This is a genomic window from Sphingobacterium faecium (assembly GCF_003054045.1).
GTDB lineage: Bacteria > Bacteroidota > Bacteroidia > Sphingobacteriales > Sphingobacteriaceae > Sphingobacterium > Sphingobacterium faecium.
On record NZ_QBKH01000011.1, the window covers coordinates 67,203 to 85,545 of the forward strand.

Here is an 18,343-nt window from a genome sequence, read left to right on the forward strand (position 1 = left end):
CTCAAACTGTGTCATTGGATAATTAACCAAAATCTAAAAGCCTCTATCCAGTTTGAGCCTATCCCCAAATTTAATGTAAAGTTGGGATATGGTCAAGCCCCAGTTATGCACTGGCATTGTCCACTTTTTAGAGATGTCCTTTATTATCAGAAACATCAGCTTCATAAGAGCCTGCTCAGAACTGAATGCACCTTTAGACTTCGTTATTTTTCGGATCTGACGGTGCATTCCTTCAATAGGATTAGTGGTATAGATAGTCTTCCGGACCTGCTCATCATACTCAAAAAAAGTAGAGAGGTTGATCCAGTTATCGAGCCATGACTTAGCGGCTATGGGGTATTTCTTGCCCCATTTCTCTTCAAAGACCAGTAGTTTTTCATATCCCATTTCTTCGTTGACAGCTTTATAAATGGGCTTTAAATCTTCAATAACAGCCTTTTTGTCCTTTTCTGTAACGTAGCGCATGCTTGATCTAATCTGATGAACAATGCATAACTGAACTTTTGTTTTTGGAAAAATAGCTTCTATAGCTTCAGGAAAGCCCTTCAGTCCATCAATACAGGCTATCAGGATGTCCTCTACACCGCGTTGCTTTAGATCGGTGAGTACGGATAACCAGAATTTTGCTCCTTTGTTTTCCGAACTATATAGCCCTATCAGTTCTTTGCGACCATCCATGCCTATGCCCAGGATATTATAAATGGCCCGGGACTCAACCGTACCGTTCTGACGGACTTTATAATGCATGCAGTCCAGGAAAACAAAGGGATAGACGGCCTCTAGCGGACGACTTCGCCACTCGTTAACAGCAGGCATGACGCTTTCTGTAATACGGGATATTTCAGTTGCAGAAATCTCCATAGCATACATCTCACGGATAAAATCACTTATTGCACGTGTGCTCATACCTTTGGCATACATGCTCAGCACATGACCTTCCAGCTGTTCTGTTATATTAAGCTGACGTTTGGGAACTACCTTGGGCTAAAATGTACCAGATCTATCCCGTCCAGATTCAAGTTCAAATGTACCTGTATTAAGACCTCGAACAGTCTTTTTGGTCTTGCCATTCCGACGATTGGAGTTCCCGGAAGCTTTATCTTCCTGAAGGTGACTTTCCAGCTCGCTATCCATCATCGACTCCAGTAAGTGCTTCATTAAGGGCGCCAGAACGCCATCATTGGGAGATAAACTCTTTCCGTTATAAAGACCTTGCATAGCTTCCCCTTTGAAGCGTTCAAAACGACGAAGCCCTCTTGAATACAATTAAAAAACAAATACGAATGAAAAATCAAATGGGGTCTTTTCTTTCATGACCATGTCGTTTGAATAATTATTCCGTTGACACAGTTCACGTTACAGTCTCCATTATATTAGCTAAAGTTGAAAAATAGTTGATTGTCTGCTAAAAAACAACTCTTTAAATTAGTTGATCAAAAGACAGCAGCCTTTCAGTCACTTTATCAAAGTAATATCGAAAATTCCCCATCTTAATGGCCACAATATCTTCGGTTGCGTCATTTTGTTCAATCTGAAATCTCCCAATATTGATTTCCTGAAACTGTAGAAAGTTTATATCCTGACCATAATGACACACCAATAACATATGTAGGTTTGTCCCCCCATTTTCAGTACGATGGAGATCCGTAAACTTGTTTCTAAACGCATCAGGAATTCTACTCCACGCCTCGCAATGAATATTTATTTCTCTTTTTGCCTTAAAATCATCCTTTGGCCAATATTTATATGCTAGCTCAGAAATTCGACCATAGATTATGCTGTTGACTTCTTGCAAGTATCTTGCGTACGGCATCAATCCATCATCTACTTGAAAATTCGTTAAGATACCATTCGTGAAATAAAGATATGTTTTAATCTTTTCTGAATAGAACATTCCATTTCTAGAAACACCTGACAAGTTTAAAACTTTCGATAGAAATTCCGTTGTAAAGCTACTATTCTCTAATGCTGTACTCAATATATCGTTTATATTAAGCGCATTAAATTCTTTAGCAACTGAAAAATCCTTCATATGCTTATTAATATCCTTTTGAGTCAAATAAGTAACACTTGTATCCGCGACTACAAAAGCTATATTGCGAGTAAAAACTTCAACCTCTATTGCCCATATTTTTGGTTTTACTTTATCAGAAGGAAAGATAGAATACAGTTGATCACCATGATAACCAAGTATATTGGTAATACCACTTATTGACCCATCACCTATTTCTCCTTTATACTCACTAAACCCTTTAACAGAAGGAAGGAATACTCCTGTGGATTTCCTCTTATTAAAATATGACATCTTATCTTGAAATTTCTTTTGTTATGTTGTTAAGATTTTTATTAACAAATTCATGAACTCTATTGATTTCAGAATTACTGAATTGAACGTTAAATAGTCTTTCAAAATGTTTCAGTTGTAGGTTCATGGAATTGCTATTTTCAAATAATTCCCAAATATTGGTAAGACCTTTGAATCTATTAATTACCTTTCGATCCTTATACCAAGAATAACTTTTGGTAATTATATTACCAGCAACTTTACCCATGTTAAGCTCTTTGAAAGATTCAGATATCGGATTACCATCGAAATAAGCATCTAAGCCTTTATCTATATCCCCACCGTCAGTAAAATCAAAATCACCATAAAAAATTCGATGCTTTCGATCTACATACTTTTTGTTAAATACTATCCAAAACTCCTTAAACTTATCATAAGCCTCCAGTTGCTGTTTTATTGTTGCCGACTCATAAATGTCAACTTCTAGTTGAACGAATTGGTCACGCAACACTTGAAAGTCCATTCTTAACTGTCCAAGTTTGTAAGGTATTTCACTGGCGGAAGATACACTGCTAAGTAAAATATTTGTAAAAGACGGAATAGGCATAAACTGATAATTAAGGTTATTCTTTAAGTCTTCAACTTTAGCATTATGAATCTTTGCGACCATATCCAGCGACTGCATGGAATAAGGTCTTCTATGAAGATTATTAACCTGCCTTCCATAAAGAGAAATAGGTAGTGAAGTCTGAATACTTGAAGATTTCGAAACATATATTAAATTAGAGACCAGTTCATCCCACGTGCTCTGCGTTTCTGAGACTATAAAATTATCTTCATCAAATGTTGATGTTACAAGTGGAATCCTTTCTATAGTGTTATCGATATCACTTTGTATAAAATACTTTTCCTGAATCTTTTGACCATACTCTAAAACAAAATCTTGCAATGCTTCCCTTTTAGACTTTGTGAGTATTTCGCCTCTATAAATTTCAGAGGATGGATTATCAACCACACCTTCAACAAATTTTAAACCTCCATAACGAGCCACAAGATTTAAAATAGGTCTACCGTTAGGAAAAAGTATAGGCGTTGTGAGGCTGAGATGATTCAACTCATCTAAAGACGTATAAAACTCAGATGAAGCAATGAATGTCTCAACGAAAGTATTTAGAGAAAATAAAAACTCAACATTCGGTTTTCCATAGCCTCCAAGACAGTAATCTAATTCATCCAACAGACTCAAGCTAACGTAGGCACTATTATACCCTGGCTTATCATTTATCATTTTCTATAAATCTTAATTTAATACTGACGCCTTTTAAAAAACTGTATATCGAAAAAACTGAATTTACATCACCTTTTTATATCAACAACCATTATTATCTATGAGCAAGAACAAAAGGATGATTTTTCAGGTTCCTCAGGAAATGAGAAAGCTCTATATTATTAACTTCCACTTCGCCACTATCTAATTTCTTGCAAAATTCAATAGTCTCATCAGGATTATGCCCAATTTTATGAAAGCGGGAGCCAAAGAATATCCAATGTGCTTCTGTATCTCTATTTCTCAATTCTATATCGTAGTCACTTAACTTTATTGTGTCATCATTTATTATTGCAAATCCACTGCTATGCTCATTATTACTTACAATAGTTCCGTCATTAAGTATACCAACAGTATAATCCTCTCCACCTACATCAGATTGTATTTTATAAGGTCCGAGTTTTTCTGTACGTATAAGAATAAAATCATTTTGATGCTCTATCTCTTTCGATATCCACATTGATGAAATCCTAATCTCGCAATTAGCCCCAGAAAATAACCAATTACCTGAGGATAATTTTTTTATTTTCTCCACATAAGCGTCTCCATCAGCCATTTTGTACCATAATTCTTCTAAAAATTCAGATTGTGATAGTAAGATCATAATCTTATTTTGAACTCTGGAATCCGTAATTTCATGAATACCATGACCTAGTTGAGGTATTGCTTCCCGTAAGACATCATGAAAAGGTGTCAAGCTATTAGTGTAACACTTTGTCCACTCACTTTCTTCTTTCTCAACTGAATTAGAAATTATAATTTTCTTTGTAGAAACAGACTTAATTTTTTCAAGAAAATCATCAATCAGGCTATCAATTTTGGCATGACTAAGATTAGTATTTAATTGACTTTTGTGATCATCAATTAATTGCAGTAAATCTGACTTGCTAGCAATTTTCAATCCTAGTCTATTTACATCTAAAAAGCCAAGTCTATCAAAACTTACCCCAGGTAGCATAATAGGAATGACATTGGTTTTCTCTAATGATACCCATGCAGCACCAACTTCATTCAAACAGATTTCACTGCTTTTATAATGCTCTGAAATAAATAGTAAAGCTAAAGACGCTTGTTGTATTTCAAGCTTAAGTCTATCAGGAATATATTCTCCCGATCTTACTCCCTGCCCTTCAATGCTTGTACAAAAGATACGGTCTGTAGAAATACCGAAACCTAACTGAAGTATGTTATACACAAAAGATTTTACAATTTCTTGATCTTTTGATGAATGACTAATAAAAATCTTATTTTTCAATAATTTCTCTTCTTGAGTATTATTTTCCATATCCAATGTTTGAAGTTTCACTTTTAATAATTTTTTCTTAAGCCATAATTTTAATTCCTCTGTTATATCTGGAGCACTCGAAGGAAGGTTATCTTGAATGATGAACTTCGCATTTAAAATATAATCTAAATAGATTATTTGAAATGGTGTAGCAAGGTGACTTAAATCGTCGCTAATTCGAGTAACCTCGTAGTATAAACGACCACCATCATATCTTACATTTCTCCAATGGGACAATTCCTGAACTTTGTTTTTGGCTAACTCTATTACCAACTCCTCTTGGTTCTTCATTTTTTCTATCTACAATATTTATTATTTTCTTTGTTTTTAGGTAGAACAAGATACAACGTGACAAGTGGCAAATTAACATCTGTTTAGTAAGAATTAATAATATATAAATATCATTAGTGTCATTCATAATTGCAGACATTACACCTTATTGCTTTGCTATAATTTCAATACAAATTCCATTTTTTAAGTTTAAAACTTAAAGGTCTAAAAATTTAAATAAGTTTTCTCCTATAATATACAAAATTTCAGGATTCATTTTTTTTGACACCTTAATCTCAAAGAGGTTTCTGAAATAAATTTTATTTTAACATTCCGGATTACACAATACGAATCAAGAGGATTATTTTCATTAGAATATGCTTTAACTGGATCAATCATGTGGTAAATTTCCCAATTTCAAACCTCTACCCTGAAACAAAAAGCAAATTGCTCTGACGTGAGTTCCCACCAATGGTCAAGAATGGAAATCCCCAACTTTCTCGCATTTTCTAAATAAAACGGCTTTGTTACTGATCATTGAACTCTGGTCTTATGCTTATTAGCTCGCTTTATGGAACCTTACTACCCGTGATGCAAATGCACCTCTTCAATTAATTAGAATAACCTTCTCAACCATATCTTGCTTTTTTGAGTTAGGATAATCATTAGAAATATGGTATTGAATGACCCATTTTAGAAATCCATACCAAAATCATGTAAAAAACGAAAACATTAAGATAAGTACTGATACGACTGAAATATATGACCAGCGTTGACAAAGCTTAAGTTACACTCTTCACCAAAGCTATATATTATTCATTTTGATCTATTCTGTCGTTTCCAGTCATAATAATGTGAGCCAATTATTAATGTGTCCATCTTTAATTCATTAGTTTTTATAGAAAAAAAAGAATCCGACGAAACTATTTTTATATTAATTTCACTCTTTTCACCTTTGTCGGAATTGGTAAATAAAACAATACAACAGGCCAAAATTAAAATTCCAGATAATATATTTGCATATTTGAAAGAATTATAAGAATGTAATAAATTCGTTCCTTTTTCGTTATTTATATGCCTATTTCTTGGAATTGCAAAAAGCAAATCACGGACTTCTTCTGAAACAAAATCTGCTTGTTTTTCCTTAAAAATTAATACATTATTTGCTGATGGTCTTACATACTTGAAATCATTAATGCTATAATTTTTAATAGCATTAATTATAGTTAGAATATAAAAAAAACAACAACTTAATAAACAAAATGTAATCAGAAACTTTATTATCAAATGAATACTCGACATTTTGTCTATTATAAAAGGTAGAAACAATCCCAAAATTGAAAAGACAATTGCTGTTTGTGCTATTAGAGTAGATGTTTTATTCTCAATACTCTCCAATCGTTTTTCTTCTTGATCTTCCAAGCGTAATAAAAAATCTCTATGCTCCTTAATTTTATCAAGATCATCTTTTTCTTGATATTCAGTGGAACTATAAGTATCATTAATTTTAGGATCATGAACATAACCTATTCCAATATCTTTTCCCCAATCCCTAAAGATTTCATATAGCCTCATCATAGTAAATAATTTATCAATGTGTCTGAAATTGGAAGCCCTGTTTCATTTTCTATCCAAACCCACTGACCATTTGGATTTATCTCCAAAAATGTATAAGTTCCATTAGGAGATAAAATTAAATCAATAGCACCAAAACAAAGTCCCATATCTTTAACTAAATTAATACATTTGATCTCCATTTCAAGAGGTAAATTAAATGGCGTAAAAGATAGTCTCTTCCTCCTCCAATCAACTTTAGTTTCATCATCAGATTGAGAGTTTACTTGAGCTGAGAAAATAGAATCCCCTACAACTGTAGCTCTTATTTCAAGTGTTTTATCAATTTCCTTTTGAAAAATACAAGGAGTGATATCAAAATCAGAAAGCTTATTTATCTGTTTATGTGTAACGGTACTTGTAAAAATAAACTCAGCACTATCATTTTTATTAATACGTGTTTGTGAGAGCGGCTTAACAATTATTTTTTTATGTTTATTATAAAACTCAACAATTTCTTCTTTTTTTGAAGTAATTAATGTTTCTGGTATATTAAATCCTAATTTATGCGCTATCCTTAACTGATACATTTTGTTCTCGCTTTTATAGATCGAATTTGGATCACTGATCCATTTTGCATCAATTACAGAAAAAATATTTTTCAAAAATACATCAATCTCAGTTGTTATATATAATCTATATTCTTCATCAATATTGCTTAAGTCAGGTAGCATCGTTCTCCTAAACCACACAGACTGATAATCATCAACTCCTAAAAAATCGAAAGTGAAGTCTGGCTTGTATTTAAAGTCCCAACTGACATTAAGAACATCCTCACAATTAAATCGGCGATAAGGGATATTTCGTTTATTAAGTATATTAATAACGTAATCAGCTGTGAAGTCTAATTTATGGGTTATAATTAAAATCATGCTTAATGAAAATCACTATCAGTTTGTTCTGTAATAGTCCTAGTCTGAGTGTTGGTACCCATTAACATAATAAAATTTAAACGATCGCGATCACTATCGCTTGCTTCATTATTAACTAAAGTAACGGTTTCTGTTCCCATTAAACGAGTAATATAATTATGATCAGAATCTGTAGATTCATTATTAGTTTTTGTTAAGGTTTCAGTTGAAAGATCTAAAGCTGAAATAGCAGGTAAACCCGTTTGAATATCAATACTTAAGTTTAAATTCTTATCATATGAGATACCTGAGTAGTCAACATTAGTATCTAATGGAGACTCTTTAAATTGAAGAATAAATGGTTTCATAATAATTTGTTTAAATCCGTTTCTTTCCTATACAATTATATTCGCCCAATGCTGTCGTCAATAAATCTTCCTCTTTCCTTTGTTGCATTGAACATATTTATACTTTAATTGATATTAGTAGATCACGCCTTCGCTAATCTCTGTAAAATCTTTTTATGGATTTAATACAGCAACTGCAATTTTAATTTTAAGATACTGAAATGATTACAACTAATTCGCCTCTATAATAATTATAGTATAATTTACTATAAAAGATAACTTAGATTCATGGCTTAAGATTCTCTTCTCAAAATCAATCACAATATACTTTGAAAATTAAATATTAAAAAATAAAAAGAAAAAAAGTTCTACTCACCATTAAATCCCCTCAATAACCGCTACCTTCCGATTAATCAGTTTCTGGACAGCTTCAGGTTTTAATTCCTCAGAACCGAAGCCTCGCTTATCTTTGGTGCAAGAACTACATGCTGTAGCATCCAGCTTATTGCTATAGCCACATAAACATTCCCATACTTCTTTGCCCGATGAAAACATGCCTTTTGATTCTTTAACTGTAACTACTTCTTGAAATAGCTGTACCAAACTCTCTCCTCTCCATGTCTGTAGATAGGCAATATCTTGAACGGAATACCAGTCTTTGTCCAAGGTAAGTACCTTCAATGCTGCCTTTTTTGTCAATAAAGATCCTGCTAACAGTTTCTCTACCTGATCGTAATCGATCAGATTGGAACTGCTAATCGCTTTACTTATGAGCTTAAACTGCGCACCGGTTAAATCATCCGACAGCAACTGTCCATAGAGTATGGCTATAGCTTGATCTTTGTCCAGGAAATCAAAATAACGAAAGAGCGCGGGTTGACAGTTTATATATTCTTGAGCCAGTCCTGTTTCATTCATTGCTTTGAATATTAGGTGTACAAATTCGGTCAATCGGGATGTGGCTGTAAATTCGGATGTAGCATTGTCCATGGTATAGATACCGGTATAGCGTTCTATGATCAAGCTTACTTTGATTTTGTTCTTAATAACAGATCCATCGATATCTCCACCTACCGCTTCTGTTTGTATATGTTTGAGTTCATTGAGCAATACGAGTGTACCGATAGGGAGATCATAAACGATCGGCGTTCCTTTGCCTGAGAGCTCATCAATATGGACGCTGAAGTCTATAACGGCATCTGTTAAAAGCTATCCGCATTTTGCTTTAAAGACTCCACTACGCTCTTATATAGCTCCTGTGATTTGTTTTCATAATTGCGGAGAACGCCCACCGAAGAGATCTACGAAGCTGGCTCCTGATTGCACTCAAAGCATTGGCTCCAATAACAGCTGTTGCTGAAATGGGATCAAAATAACGCAGGACTTCTCTCCCCTGGATGGTATTGGTACTGGTAAAGATCATGGTGTATGATGAATACTGTTTTAAAAGCCCGAAAATAAAGGATCGATTTGATTAAAAAATACGGGAAGCCGTAAGGAAGGGATAAAACATCTAAAGCCATTCTTGACAGAATGGCTTTATAGGTTTATTTTATATGATCTCTTTGATTTATTTCAGTTTTTCAATCTCGTCGATGGTAAGACCTGTACCTTTTGCAATATCTGCAATAGGCAAGCCCATTTTCTTGAATTCTAAAGCAATGGCAATAGATTCTTCTCGCTTGCCTTTTTCTATTCCAGACTGAATTCCTTTTTCTCTTTCTTGTCGTTTGATTGTTTCTATTACACCCATTTCATATGTTAATGATTTGTTTTTTATTGGCCATCTGGAGTATCCATACAATTTAATTATAAAATAGTGGCTGTATGGAGAGTTCGATTGTGCCTCCTGTCACTTGATAAATGTATTGATCAAAGTTACTATTTATTTCTTTATCTCGTATAAAAAGAAAACTCTTTAAAAAAACTAAAAAGCTCATTATACGATCTTTACTATACTTATTGGTCTCGATGAGCCTTCGAGCGATTGTACTACGCTGCTCGGCGAGCTCGTGCTCTGGGATCTTATCTTCATCTAAAGCTTTCTGGCATGCCAAAACAATATACGCAAATATATTGTCCATATCAAGTAGCTGTGATTCGTCATGATCAAAAATTTGATAGCTCAGGTACTGAAAGCGTAATGACGTACGGAAAACTGCAAAATGGTATTCATCAGTACACGGCTGTGACCGCCCTCCAGTAAAAACAGCAATGGTCTCCACAGGAACTCGGTAACGATCTAGTAGTCTGTAAAAATATTGAAAGATACGATGTGAAAAGTCGGAATCATGTCCGCCTTCGATTTCGGTATTCACTAAAATCCACTTCTCGCTACCGTCTTTTAAATAAACTTTGACCAGAAGATCTGCGACACGCTTCCCTTTTTTACGCTCACGGAAGGGAATGATCTCCAACAATTCTTTGTCCATAAATGTCAATCCACGCCCGAGATCAAAGGTAGCATCCGCATCTGGGTACATGAACCGTAAAAAATCAGGAAAATTGTCCTCAAAAATGGCTTTCAAAAGCTCATCATTCTTCTTGGCTGGCTTTAAACGTCTTGAATCCACACTCATAACGGTCTATCAATTGATTAATAGAAATAAAGATACAAATAAAAACTAAATATATTAGCATTTTTTATTTATTTTCTTGACCGTAGAAGTACGGGTGTATCGACAACGGGGATCTTAAAAGATTGGCGTTTCTTTTCCCGAGACAGCATCAATGCAGAAAAAACAAAAGCCACATCTCATGACGTGGCTTAACTAAACATATGGATTAAACTTTATCTACTTATACGAGTTGATCGATTGAGATATTTTCCAGTTACCGCCGTCATTGACTAAAGTCACAAGATCTGTTTTGGTAAAACCTTCAAATTGCATGGTTACTTTGGCGATCATATAGTCTGCTGACTCTTGTAAGATTATGGAGCTTGTTTTACAGTTCAACTGCTCTCCTTTTTGCTTTTTCAAAAAGCTGATAACTTCTAAACGGCTGTTTGTCTTATCTTCTGATGCCTGTACTTTCTGGCTGAAGTCTGATGTGAACAACTGCTCCACTCCTGCCGATTGACCTTCTGTCATAACCGCAACGTAATGATCAATGGCTAGATCTGCTGTAGATAAATTGACCACTGCTTTTTTAGGGTTTGCTACCTCTGGTTTGCCTGCTGCCATAGTGAATGTAGATACTGCGATCAAGGCTGCTGCTGCGAATGTTTTTGCTATAGTGTTCATAATGTCTTTATATTATATTGTTATTAAGTTGCATCAGCCCCACATCCACCAACTCAAACCCTGATGCCTGCTTTGCAGTTTTATTTGTTTGTTGATTCAAAAGTAGGGTGTAAATCGTCTCTACGATATGGCAATTAGACTAAACCAACAAAAAACTCGGTGAATGGTGGAAATGGCTAGGTGAAATTATTTTAAACTTTTTTGAACTATTTTATTTGACAGGTGTTCTAATAATACAAAGCGATAATAAACATACTTTCAACAGGAAAGTGGATAACGATAAATGACGTAGTACAGTAAATAAATCCAATTGCTTGAAAGCAATCTGGATGATGAAACAAAATAGAGGAAACGATAAGAAACATAAAAATTACTGTGCATTTAAACGCCAAGATAAAGGGTCTAATGAGAATTAGGCCCTTTTGATGTTTAAAAATGGCCTAATTCTCATAATGATTTACAGTGTTAGTATATCATTTTATACGTAACTTAATACGATTGAATTTATTGGATATGGTATTCAATATTGACATTTTTAAATCTAAAATAGCACAAAATTACAATGAATATATTTTTTATAGTTATAACTGCATTATGGATATGTCCATTTTTAAGTTATATTATTTACCAATTGACAAAGGGAAAACCAGTATTATTAAGAAGAGTATTATGGTCATTAATTGTCTTGGATTTATTGGCTATTGTGGGAATGAGAGTTGGTATATCTACATTATCTACTGAAATAAACTGGGTTATTATAATGACTATTTATCTTACAATTAGTTTATTATTTTGGATATTACAAGATCATAAAAATAAATTCATCAAAGTGACCACCATCATTCTTATGTTATTTACCTTTTTTTTCGGCATGTCAGCTGGGTCCATTGGTGCACTTGGAACTGCATTTATACTAGGTGAATATGAGGCTAAAATGTCAAAAAAAATAGCAACTAACCTAACTTATACTGAATTTACATTGGGTAATGCACTAAATGATTACAAAGGTAAACGTATTGAAATTGCTAAAAAAAGAATACTACGATATTAACGCCTATGCGCATGAATTAAATGTAAACTATAGTCAGGATAAAAATATATTAATTTTATCTACATGGAATAATAAAGATTCAGAAAACAAGCTGTTCCCAGATACAATCGTCGTAAAATAATCATATAAATTCTTAAAAATAAAGCAATGAACTGGACACCGATAACTTTTGAAGAACTAAAAATTTTGATCTCAAATGGTGAACATAATATGGATCAGAATCTTTTAGATTTTTGGGATAAAATAAAAACTGTACCAAAAAAATGGTCTGAAGTTGAATATGGAGATGAAGGAAATGGATTTTGGGTAGTAGCAAAATTTAAAAACTTAGTAGTATATTATAATGATATAGAAGAAGGGTTTAATATTTCTGAATTCAAATATGAAGGTGAAATACAAGAATACGGTGCAGAACAAGATGAATTAAACTTTGCAATTTATAAACTTGTAGAATTAAAAAATTACTTGTTTTTATCGTAATAACTACAGAAAAACCTAAAGGATTCATGTATCATAACAATCTAGCTGTCTCCAGGTCGCACTTAAAGTACTGGCTCCAATTGCAGCTGTTGCTGAAATGGGATTTTTGTGGTGATCGGTTTGATTAAAAAATACGGGAAGCCGTAAGGATGGTTTAAAACGTATAAAGCCATTCTTGACAGAATGGCTTTATACGTTTATTTTATATGATCCATTTGATTTATTTCAGTTTTTCAATCTCGTCGATGGTAAGGCCGGTACCCTCAGCAATTTGTTCTAAAGGTAAACCCATCTTTTTAAATTTTAAAGCTGTCTCAATGGCTTTTTTGTGTTCGCCTTCAGCTTTAGCCTCTATTGCTGCTTTCTTGGATGCTTGTTTAACCTCTTTCAATTGTTTTTCTAGTCCTCCCAATTGCTTTTCTAGTCCTTCAACTTGTTCCTGTTGATACATCCGCACTGCTTCAGCATCCCATTTACGTTTTAAACTAATATCATACATAGTTCGTTCCTCCTTTGTCAATTTTGCGTAGCTGGCCAACTGAAAGAATCGTTGAAATACCGCCGATTTCATGATCCGTGGCAAGGTCTTTAACGTAGACATATTTTTGAGCATAAAGAATACTTTATCCAGTTCGTCTTCAACCTCAGCTTCGCTTTTAACAAAGTTAATAATTTCTAAATAGATAAACCCCAAACCCTCGTAAAATATTTGCCCTGAATCTCTATTACACAGGCAAGTATCGTGAAAATAGGTTCTATGATCACCTCCCGGCATATGAAAACCGTCCATCAGGACAATGGTATAAACCTCGGGAATGGCATACCCCCAGGCTTTGCGGTTTCCTTTGGGCGCTGTATCTGAAATGACCTTGCTGGCATAATACAGCATGCGTTGCTTTAGATTAGTCTGACTGCTGGTCTGCATCTCAATGATGATCTCTTCGCCTGTACTGATCTGAACTACTAGATCAAAGATAACTTTACCGATCTCTTCGGTTGCACCGATACGCTCGGTATCTCGATACGTCAGATCAACGATGGTCTTTCGACCACGAAAGATGATGTTAAGAAAGTTGATCAAGTTGACTTTGTCTCCGAATAACCGTTTAAAGCCCTCATCGGTAGTCGGATCAATAAAAACGGGCTGAACGTGATTTTTCATAATTTTAGCTTTTGCTTAAATAATTAATGTTGCTAAGCAAACATCAGAAAAACTAAAATTATTAGCCAATTATTAAACGTTTGTAGTCGATAGTAGTCGTTTGTTGTCGGCTAGCTGGCAACAAAAGCATCAACTTGTTAATCTAGTCTTGCTTTCCGGACACAAAAAAAAGCCACATCTTACGACATGGCTTCCCCTTAATATATGGATTAAACTTGATTACTGATAAGAATTGATCGATTGGGATACTTTCCAATTACCGCCGTCATTGACTAAAGTCACGAGATCGGTTTTGGTAAAACCTTCAAACTGCATGGTTACTTTGGCTATCATGTATTCTGCTGACTCCTGTACGATGGTGGTACTTGTTTTACAGTTTAACTGCTCACCTTTTTGCTTTTTTAAGAAGGAAATAACTTCTGAACGGTTATTGGTTTTATCTTCTGATGCCTGTACTTTTTGGCTAAAATCTGCTGTAAACAGCTGCTCCACTCCTGCCGATTGACCTGCTGTCATAACCGCAACGTAATGATCAATGGCGAGATCTGCTGTAGGTAAATTGACCACCGCTTTTTTAGGGTTTGCTACCTCTGGTTTGCCTGCTGCCATAGTGAATGTAGATACTGCGATCAAGGCTGCTGCTGCGAATGTTTTTGCTATAGTGTTCATAATGTCTTTATTTTATAGTTTGTTAGTTCTTAATTGCATCAGCCCCTCATCCACCAACTCAAACCCTGATGCTTTGCTAAAGCAATTGTTGATTCAAAAGTAGGGTGTTAATCGTCCCAACCCTATGGCAATTAGACTAAACCAACTAAAAACTCGGTGAATGAAGGAAATGGATAGGTGAAATTATTTTAAACTTTTTTGAACTATTTTATTCGACAGGTGTTCCGATAATACAAAGCGATAACAAACATACTTTCAGCATGAAAGTGGATAACGATAAATGACGTAGTACAGTAAATAAATCCAATTGCTTGAAAACAATTTGGATGATGAAACAAAATAGAGGGAACGATAAGAAACATAAAAATTACTGTGCAGTTAAACGCCAAGATAAAGGGTCTAATGAGAATTAGGCCCTTTTGATGTATATGGATTTTCAAGCATTCGCAACTATTATCCACGATGTATATATGGTATTTATTCGTAACTTAATACGATTAACCTATATACTTATAATAACTAAATCTATGTATTCAATCTTTATCAAATATAGCTTATCTAGGTACTTTATAATTGTTTCATTATTAGCTTTAAGTTTTATCGCCAAAAGCCAAGAAGATAAAGAGGTTATATTTATCTCGTATGAAAACTTTCTACCAACGCCCAAAATTGGTGTATATAAGTTTTATGAAGAACTTTTGAAATCTTTTCCACATGCTAATGGAAGAATTATTATAGAATTCAGTGCAATGAAAGATAGCAGTGTTTTAGATATAAATTCTATTGGTTATATTAATGGCATAGACTCATTGAAACAAAAATTTGAAAATATATCGAAATGGATTCCTGCAAATAAAGATAATAGACCGATGAATATCACGCAGAATTATTCATTTCAATTTGGTAAGCTATCTCATATAGGAGATATTGGTCATTTCTTTTATAAAAGTGACTCTGTAGCCGTTTATGATAAGGATCATATAAGACATATAGGAGGACGATGGCTAGATCAGTTTCATGCTTCGACTGTAGATTATTATTACAATAAAGGGAAAATCAAAAAAATTGTAATTAAGAATAACAAGCTAAAAGGAGTACGAAGTGTTTATAACAATTATTACGATTACAAATCGCTAGAACAGTTTTTAGTTTTTTATTATGGTTTACCTACAGAATTTATTCAGTCTCCGACTATCGATCACCTACATGGCCAAAGTTTTTTTGAAATGATTAAAGAAATTGAAAACAATTATTATTCGGTCTCCTGGAACGATTTTTTGGATGGGAAAATTTTACTGGAAAAGATAAAAGGTACAACTCAGTTAACGTATGAATTCTATTAATGGTGTTGAAGTAATAGAAATGTACCGATAGCGGTGATCATAAACGATCGGCGTTCCTTTGCCCGAGAGCTCATCAATATTGACGCTGAAGCCTATAACGGCATCTGCCCTATAGGCTACGGGCATTTTGCTTTAAAGACTCCACTACACTCTTATATAGCTCCTGTAATTTGTTTTCATAATTGCGAGAGTGCCCACCGAAAAATCCCGAAGGGATCTGCGAAGCAAACAAGACAAAGCTCGCTCCGGATTGCACTCAAAGCATTGGCTCCAATAACAGCTGTTGCTGATATGGGATCAAAATAACGCAGGACTTCTCTCCCCTCGATGGTATGGGTACTGGTAACGATCATGGTGTATGATGAATACTGTTTTAAAAGCCCGAAAATAAAGGATCGGTTTGATTAAAAAATACGGGAAGCCGTAAGGAGGGTAATAAACCTATAAAGCCATTCTTGACCGAATGGCTTTATAGGTTTAAGTGCTATAATTATAAAATTCATTTTATTAGTAAATATGGAAATCAATGAAAAGTTATCCAGATAACAGATGTTAAACACTTATTCCTATCTGTCTCATCATCGTTATTGTATCCATAAAAGCTACTCCAGTAGCATTACATGCCTCTGGTATTTTAATTTTTTTTCTTCCTTGAGGTTGAGGTATTTCATGGGTGATCAAAATTCTATTTTAACAATCTACCAAGGAGTAAGCTACCAACCAAGCATCGGCTTCATCGACATTTAAAAACTCATTTAAGGCCGCCTGAGTATAATGACTGCTTCTTGAAGCTGCCCAAGAGGCTACCGCACTATACTGATTTATAACAACTTCTGAGGACTGAAAAAAATCCTTGGGTAAGTTAGTTTCAATCCAATCGGTTAAATGGTCCTTATTATGAACTAATTCATTCCTCACCTTGTCAAGACTGACAATTACACCTACTTCTGCAAGCTCTTTTACTTTATTCCAAAAACTTGGGAAGATATCAAAAGGATAATGCATACGATGTGCCTGTACAAAAAAATTGGTATCTAGAACATATTGAACCATTATTTTACCGTTGTTACATGTTTCTGAATAAATTGTGTATATACATTACCATACAAGCCTGTTAATTTAAAAGCATCTTTATAGGTCAATTCTCCACTTTGAACAGCGCTATCCACAAAACTTGCAAAGGTTGGACTCACACGACGCTTTGAAGTACTGTAGAAATTTCCACCACTGCCCCCTTTCTTAACTCTAAATTGCTCTATATATTTGTTGTAGAAAGTATAAAACTGAGTCTTGCTGATCAACTCTAAATCCAGAGCACGTCGCGCTATAACTATTGTACTTACTTTTAAGCGAGTTGCGAGTTTTTGAATATCTGCTAAATCTTTCCAGAATTCCCGTAAAATATGAGCTGGCACTAAAAATTCGGCCGCAACACGATCACATAAAATCTCTGTTTCGTTACTTGCAGGTAATAATTGGTCTTGATTAAATCCAGCACTTTTACCTAACCAAACATGAGCAAGCTCATGAATAAGAGTAAAAAGCTGTGCAGCTTTGGCATCGGCATTATTTAGAAACATAAAAGGCACGTAATCATCTACAAGAACGAATCCTCGGCACTCTTCAACTGGTATTGGTCTAGATGTATTATTCCCTACTATCCCATTTTGGATGACAATAATACCAATGCGTTCAATAGTATCTATCAATATACCTAATGTATCTTCCCAAGTGGGACACGTCATAGTCCAGCCAGCTTGTAAGCCTAGCTTATCTCTCAGATCTTTAACAAAGATATCAATGGATGTATCAGTACCAAATTTGCCAACATATGCTAAAGGATGAATCTCTAATTGTATTAAATAGTCTCTAAGCCAGTCTTGCCTTCGTTGCAAAATCAAGTATTGTATTGTAAACATTTGGACTCACTTGGTAGTTGGGAGATAAATTACCTGTACGAAAAAAAGGAAAATCAATATCTTCATTGGGAGGTTCCTGCAAAAAAAGATAATCAAAAGGAATGTGTACTTTTTTAGAAAAGTCTTCAAGTTGTTTTACAGTTGGTTGTTTATCTCCTTGCAACCAATGATCAACTTTTAAAGCTGGATACTTACTGGAAAATTTGGCCAAATCGTACCCTGCACGGTTTAGCGCCCATGTTATAATATTTTCTTTAATTGGTACAGTAGTAGCCATAAGGCAAGGTTATTGATTTTCTGGCATTTTAAAAGCACTCAAAAAAAATGATAATAGTATTAGATTGCTTTTTCTAGATTATTAATTATATTAAGATACGACTTTTTACTGTAATTCGCCTGATAAAAGTAGGAGTTAAATGTATAACCTTACTTCTTCTTGACTCAAATATGTATTGACTTTTTGGTCGAAACAACAGTTCAAGATATGGAATCCATT

General features: G+C 34.2%; 18 protein-coding genes and 2 pseudogenes. 3 read left to right on the plus strand and 17 right to left on the minus strand.

Features of this window, described 5'->3' with window-relative positions:
• Positions 1–33 precede the first annotated feature (33 nt).
• From C8N37_RS21670 to C8N37_RS21720, 11 genes and pseudogenes are all read right to left on the minus strand, one after another.
• Positions 34–1,218: pseudogene (locus tag C8N37_RS21670) on the minus strand (IS256 family transposase).
• Between the two features lie 202 nt (positions 1,219–1,420).
• Positions 1,421–2,305, minus strand: a complete 885-nt coding sequence (locus C8N37_RS21675) for a hypothetical protein (RefSeq protein ID WP_108160866.1) — start codon at positions 2,303–2,305, stop codon at positions 1,421–1,423.
• Position 2,306: 1 nt separating this feature from the next.
• On the minus strand, positions 2,307–3,572 hold the full coding sequence (locus C8N37_RS21680) for a hypothetical protein (protein ID WP_108160867.1): 1,266 nt from the start codon (positions 3,570–3,572) through the stop codon (positions 2,307–2,309).
• A 94-nt stretch (positions 3,573–3,666) separates the two neighbouring features.
• Complete coding sequence (locus C8N37_RS21685) at positions 3,667–5,187, minus strand: toll/interleukin-1 receptor domain-containing protein (protein ID WP_108160868.1); 1,521 nt, start codon at positions 5,185–5,187, stop codon at positions 3,667–3,669.
• 795 nt (positions 5,188–5,982) lie between these two features.
• Positions 5,983–6,744, minus strand: coding sequence for a hypothetical protein (locus tag C8N37_RS21690; RefSeq protein ID WP_146171119.1), 762 nt, complete (start codon positions 6,742–6,744; stop codon positions 5,983–5,985).
• On the minus strand, positions 6,741–7,652 hold the full coding sequence (locus C8N37_RS21695; protein WP_108160870.1) for an ATP-grasp domain-containing protein: 912 nt from the start codon (positions 7,650–7,652) through the stop codon (positions 6,741–6,743). The genes C8N37_RS21690 and C8N37_RS21695 overlap by 4 nt, the downstream gene beginning before the upstream one ends.
• 2 nt (positions 7,653–7,654) lie before the next feature.
• The gene (locus C8N37_RS21700) at positions 7,655–7,999 is read right to left on the minus strand and encodes a hypothetical protein (protein WP_108160871.1); all 345 of its coding nucleotides are present in this window, start codon (positions 7,997–7,999) and stop codon (positions 7,655–7,657) included.
• Between the two features lie 357 nt (positions 8,000–8,356).
• A complete protein-coding gene (locus tag C8N37_RS21705; protein ID WP_108160872.1) occupies positions 8,357–9,088 on the minus strand; it encodes a hypothetical protein in 732 nt (243 codons plus the stop codon).
• 460 nt (positions 9,089–9,548) lie between these two features.
• Positions 9,549–9,731 (minus strand): hypothetical protein, encoded by a 183-nt coding sequence (locus C8N37_RS21710; protein ID WP_146171120.1) that lies wholly within the window; start codon positions 9,729–9,731, stop codon positions 9,549–9,551.
• A 52-nt stretch (positions 9,732–9,783) separates the two neighbouring features.
• Positions 9,784–10,557: an RpnC/YadD family protein gene (locus C8N37_RS21715; RefSeq protein WP_108160874.1), complete on the minus strand. Its 774-nt coding sequence runs from the start codon at positions 10,555–10,557 to the stop codon at positions 9,784–9,786.
• A 216-nt stretch (positions 10,558–10,773) separates the two neighbouring features.
• Positions 10,774–11,223, minus strand: a complete 450-nt coding sequence (locus tag C8N37_RS21720; RefSeq protein ID WP_108160875.1) for a nuclear transport factor 2 family protein — start codon at positions 11,221–11,223, stop codon at positions 10,774–10,776.
• A 562-nt stretch (positions 11,224–11,785) separates the two neighbouring features.
• Here C8N37_RS21720 and C8N37_RS21725 point away from each other — a divergent pair.
• Entirely contained in the window at positions 11,786–12,274 is a 489-nt protein-coding gene (locus tag C8N37_RS21725; RefSeq protein ID WP_108160876.1) for a hypothetical protein, read from the plus strand.
• 147 nt (positions 12,275–12,421) lie between these two features.
• On the plus strand, positions 12,422–12,754 hold the full coding sequence (locus C8N37_RS21730) for a hypothetical protein (RefSeq protein WP_244914502.1): 333 nt from the start codon (positions 12,422–12,424) through the stop codon (positions 12,752–12,754).
• 220 nt (positions 12,755–12,974) lie between these two features.
• On the opposite strand, the gene C8N37_RS21735 is transcribed toward C8N37_RS21730, so the two are convergent.
• Both C8N37_RS21735 and C8N37_RS21740 read right to left on the minus strand, forming a co-directional pair.
• Positions 12,975–13,916 carry an Rpn family recombination-promoting nuclease/putative transposase gene (locus tag C8N37_RS21735; protein WP_108160877.1) on the minus strand — a complete coding sequence of 314 codons (942 nt, stop codon included), beginning with the start codon at positions 13,914–13,916 and terminating at the stop codon, positions 12,975–12,977.
• 219 nt (positions 13,917–14,135) lie between these two features.
• Positions 14,136–14,585 (minus strand): nuclear transport factor 2 family protein, encoded by a 450-nt coding sequence (locus C8N37_RS21740; protein ID WP_108160878.1) that lies wholly within the window; start codon positions 14,583–14,585, stop codon positions 14,136–14,138.
• Between the two features lie 527 nt (positions 14,586–15,112).
• On the opposite strand from C8N37_RS21740, the gene C8N37_RS21745 reads away from it, so the two are divergent.
• Complete coding sequence (locus C8N37_RS21745; protein ID WP_146171121.1) at positions 15,113–15,928, plus strand: hypothetical protein; 816 nt, start codon at positions 15,113–15,115, stop codon at positions 15,926–15,928.
• Here C8N37_RS21745 and C8N37_RS23000 read toward each other — a convergent pair.
• The 4 genes and pseudogenes from C8N37_RS23000 to C8N37_RS23010 all read right to left on the minus strand — a co-directional run bounded on the left by C8N37_RS23000 (position 15,908) and on the right by C8N37_RS23010 (position 18,124).
• Positions 15,908–16,054 (minus strand): hypothetical protein, encoded by a 147-nt coding sequence (locus C8N37_RS23000; protein ID WP_211322320.1) that lies wholly within the window; start codon positions 16,052–16,054, stop codon positions 15,908–15,910. The two genes, C8N37_RS21745 and C8N37_RS23000, sit on opposite strands and share 21 nt — an antisense overlap.
• A 426-nt stretch (positions 16,055–16,480) precedes the next feature.
• Positions 16,481–16,981 (minus strand): annotated as a pseudogene (locus tag C8N37_RS21750) (DUF4411 family protein).
• On the minus strand, positions 16,981–17,823 hold the full coding sequence (locus tag C8N37_RS21755; protein WP_211322323.1) for an ImmA/IrrE family metallo-endopeptidase: 843 nt from the start codon (positions 17,821–17,823) through the stop codon (positions 16,981–16,983). Before C8N37_RS21755 ends, C8N37_RS21750 begins: the two are co-directional and overlap by 1 nt.
• Positions 17,798–18,124, minus strand: a complete 327-nt coding sequence (locus C8N37_RS23010) for a hypothetical protein (RefSeq protein WP_211322324.1) — start codon at positions 18,122–18,124, stop codon at positions 17,798–17,800. The genes C8N37_RS21755 and C8N37_RS23010 overlap by 26 nt, the downstream gene beginning before the upstream one ends.
• Positions 18,125–18,343: the final 219 nt, after the last annotated feature.